We start from the raw sequence: 3,713 nt of genomic DNA on the forward strand, positions 1-3,713 counted from the left end.
TTGTAATTATTATTTTTAAACCAAAAGCCAATTAATAAATAAGAACAAAGCCCCACTCCTTCCCAGCCAATAAACATAATTACATAGTTGGCGCCCATTACCAAAAGCAACATTGAAAAAACAAAAAGATTTAAGTAAGCAAAATATTTTGCAAAATCTTTGGGTTCTTCATCATGCATGTAAGAAGTAGAATACACATGAATTAAAAAACCAACACCGGTAATTATTAATAAGAAAAGTGAGGATAATTGATCAATTTGAAAATCGAAACCAATTTTAAGTGATGCTGCGTTTATAAAATCGAAATAATGAGCGACATGTGTGTTGCCGTTTTTTACATTGAAGAAAACCCAAACACTTACAATAAAAGAAATTAAAATTACACCGCTGCCGATAACACCTGCCAGTGTTTTTGATAAATGCTTTCTTCCCAAACCATTAATTAAAAAACCGATTAATGGTAAAAAAGGTATCAGCCAAACTATTTGTAAAACGTTGTTCATAAGCCCCTATCCCCTAAAGGGGGATTTTTGAAGTCTGAAAATTTGTAAAAAAATCAGGCTCTTGTTAAAAAAATATTTCAAATTTTAAAGTTCTTGCCTTTCTCTCCGCCAAAAGGCGGAGAGAGGGCTTATTAGTTCTTTAACCTGTTTAAAAAATTTACATCTACCGAGTGTACATTGCGATACATCATTACAATAATAGCTAATCCTACCGCTACCTCTGCAGCTGCCACTACCATTATAAAAAATACAAAAATTTGTGCATCGCTAACCACTGATGGTGATGATGTACCAATTGCAGCGGCAGCATGCATTTTAGAAAATGCTACTAACAGCAAATTCACTGCATTAAGCATTACTTCTATACACATAAAAATAATGATGGCATTGCGTCGGGTTAATACGCCTATAATACCAATACAGAATAAGGCAACTGCTAAACCTATGTAATATTTAATTTCCATAAATAAGAAGCCCCTATCCCCTGAAGGGGGGAAAGGAGAAGATTATTTTTTACTGCTGATTCAATATTTTTAATTTATAATTTAACATATAACCCCATGCCCAATGTTGATGATGCAGGAGCTATTGAAAAAATATCTTTTATTTTCTTTTTCACCACACCGTTAAAAACATCTACTGCTTTGTAAGATGCACCTTTGGTTAAAAATTTTACCACCAGGCCCGAAGCAATACTACTTAAAGCACCAATCAATGGTTTTTGATAATCTTCTTTAACAGCCGCCTTGTCGATAGCTTTTATAGCGCTGTATGCTGCAATGACAGTACCGGCATAAGCAGCTACCTTATAAATAGTTCTTCCTGTCCGGAAAGTATTGAATAACTTAATTGCCTGCTCACTTTTTTTCAGTCCGATAATTTCTGCAACTTTAGCCACTTTAGGAATAGAAATTTTTCCTAAAGAAAATTTTGGTGCAAAGCCACGCTGTACATTTAATACTTTGCCTAATATTTTATCAAGGTTTAAATTATTAAAATCTATTTGTGCCGATGCATTGCCTGCAGCTACACAAAAGATAAAACATACAACCACTATTTTTTTCATTCCATTTATTTTATACTGATAAAATACTACTGTTCTTTTTTACTCATTACCACAGCACCTACCATAGCACTTAAAAATAAAATACTGCTTATTTCAAACGGCAGTACATAATCTCTGAACAAAACCTGGCCAAGGTTTTTTATTAAGCCGTAATCGCCGGTTTGCATTTGTACTGCACTATTAACTGTGGTAGATTTTACCAATGCCGCCATCAGTACTAAAAACAAACTTCCTCCCGAAACCACCCCTGCAAACTGCATCAGTTTATTTTTTTGCGGCTCTGCATTCAAATTTAAATTCATCATCATTACCACAAATAAAAATAATACCATAATAGCACCGGCATAAACAATAATGTTTACGATAGCTAAAAATTGTGCATTCAATAAAATATAATGACCCGATATTGCAAAGAATGTTACCACAAGGTACAATACACTATGCACAGGATTTTTTCGGGTAATAACCATTAAGGCACTGCCAATTGCCAATACCGCTAAAAACCAGAATACTATTTGTGTTATGCTCATTGTTATTTTATTTTAATACTGTTGAACGCAGTTGTTTGTTGATTAAAAGTGAAGTTACCCAACTCAACTATTTTCAATCATTCAACTTTACTCAACTTTTCACCTCAGGTTTTACCCTGTTGCCAAGGGCTTTTGTATAGGCATCAGGATTTTCAATGGGGTGAGGTATTAATAATTCATCTTTATTGTAAATAAATTGCTTGCGCTGATAATCAGCTGGTGCAAATGTTTCGCTTAAATAAATCGCATCTTTCGGGCAAGCCTCTTCGCACAAGCCGCAAAAAATACAACGCAGCATATTTATTTCGTACTTAGCCGCATATTTTTCTTCTCTGTATAAATTTTCTTCACCGGCTTTTCTTTCTGCAGCTTCCATAGTAATCGCTTCCGCCGGGCAGGCTACTGCACATAAGCCGCAGGCCGTACAATTTTCTCTTCCTGCTTCATCCCTGTTTAAAACATGCAAGCCACGGAAAACAGGACTAAAGGGACGTTTTACTTCGGGATAATTTATTGTAGGTTTCTTTTTAAAGATGTGCATGAAAGTTATGATCATTCCTTTAAAAATTGCAGGCAGATACATCCTTTCAAAAAAACTCATTGGTTTTCTTTCTACCTGTTTTACCCTGTTTGTTAATGCCTGCATATATGTAAAACCTTTTAAGGTTTATTTAAAATTATTTGTTCAAAAATAAAAGTATCCCCCCGGTTGCCAGCATATTTACCAAAGCAATTGGTATCAATATCTTCCAGCCGAGGTTCATTAACTGATCGTAACGAAAACGTGGTATCGTCCACCGTACCCACATAAATAAAAATAAAAAAGCTGCAATTTTAATTAAGAAACAAAGCACCTGCAACATCACAGCCCATTGCCCAATACTGTTTTGTAAATTTTGTTCATTTACAAAAGGTATATCGTAGCCACCAAAAAATAATGTAGCCATTATAGCACTGCTGATAAACATGTTGATATACTCTGCAAATAAATAAAAGCCCAGTTTCATGGAAGAATATTCCGTATGATAACCGCCGATCAATTCATTTTCTGCTTCGGGCAAATCAAAAGGTGTGCGGTTACATTCTGCAAAAGCACAAATTAAAAATATTAAAAAACCCAAAGGTTGATAAGCCACATTCCACCAGTTACCGGTTTGCTGCTGCAAAACAATTTCTTTAAGGCTCAGGTCGCCTGTTATCAATATCAATGCAATTAACGAAATACCCATGGCCAATTCGTAACTGATGATTTGAGAGGCAGCCCTTAAACCTCCCATTAAAGAAAATTTATTATTACTTGCCCAGCTGCCAATCATTATACCATACACGCCTAAACTTAATACTCCAAAAACATACAGGATGCCTACATCTACATTGGCAATTTGTAAAGAAATATCCCTGTCGAAAAAATGTACTTTATCGCCCCACGGAATTACTGCACTCGTCATAATTGCAGTGAGCATTGCCATTGACGGGCCAAGAATAAATAAAAATTTAGAAGAAAAATTTGGAATGATCTCTTCTTTAAAAAATAATTTTAAACCATCGGCTAAGGGTTGCAGTAAGCCAAACGGGCCGGCACGGTTGGGGCCTCTCCTGTCCTGCAAAATAGCC

General features: G+C 35.3%; 6 protein-coding genes. All 6 read right to left on the reverse strand.

The features are described from left to right. A partial coding sequence (locus ACY65O_RS11045; RefSeq protein ID WP_462220917.1) for a proton-conducting transporter transmembrane domain-containing protein occupies nucleotides 1-503 on the reverse strand: 503 nt, incomplete at its 3' end. Nucleotides 504-634: 131 nt separating this feature from the next. Continuing rightward, nucleotides 635-967: an NADH-quinone oxidoreductase subunit NuoK gene (gene nuoK, locus ACY65O_RS11050; protein ID WP_462220918.1), complete on the reverse strand. Its 333-nt coding sequence runs from the start codon at nucleotides 965-967 to the stop codon at nucleotides 635-637. A 74-nt stretch (nucleotides 968-1,041) separates the two neighbouring features. Next, the gene (locus ACY65O_RS11055; RefSeq protein WP_462220919.1) at nucleotides 1,042-1,569 is read right to left on the reverse strand and encodes a hypothetical protein; all 528 of its coding nucleotides are present in this window, start codon (nucleotides 1,567-1,569) and stop codon (nucleotides 1,042-1,044) included. Between the two features lie 26 nt (nucleotides 1,570-1,595). Next, on the reverse strand, nucleotides 1,596-2,099 hold the full coding sequence (locus ACY65O_RS11060) for an NADH-quinone oxidoreductase subunit J family protein (protein WP_462220920.1): 504 nt from the start codon (nucleotides 2,097-2,099) through the stop codon (nucleotides 1,596-1,598). 91 nt (nucleotides 2,100-2,190) lie between these two features. Beyond that, nucleotides 2,191-2,745, reverse strand: coding sequence for an NADH-quinone oxidoreductase subunit NuoI (gene nuoI, locus ACY65O_RS11065; RefSeq protein WP_462220921.1), 555 nt, complete (start codon nucleotides 2,743-2,745; stop codon nucleotides 2,191-2,193). Nucleotides 2,746-2,776: 31 nt separating this feature from the next. Beyond that, nucleotides 2,777-3,713 (reverse strand): NADH-quinone oxidoreductase subunit NuoH (gene nuoH, locus ACY65O_RS11070; RefSeq protein ID WP_462220922.1); only part of this gene is annotated, 937 nt, incomplete at its 5' end.

Origin of the sequence: Ferruginibacter sp., from assembly GCF_031430955.1 — a bacterium.
In the GTDB taxonomy this organism is placed as follows: domain Bacteria; phylum Bacteroidota; class Bacteroidia; order Chitinophagales; family Chitinophagaceae; genus Ferruginibacter.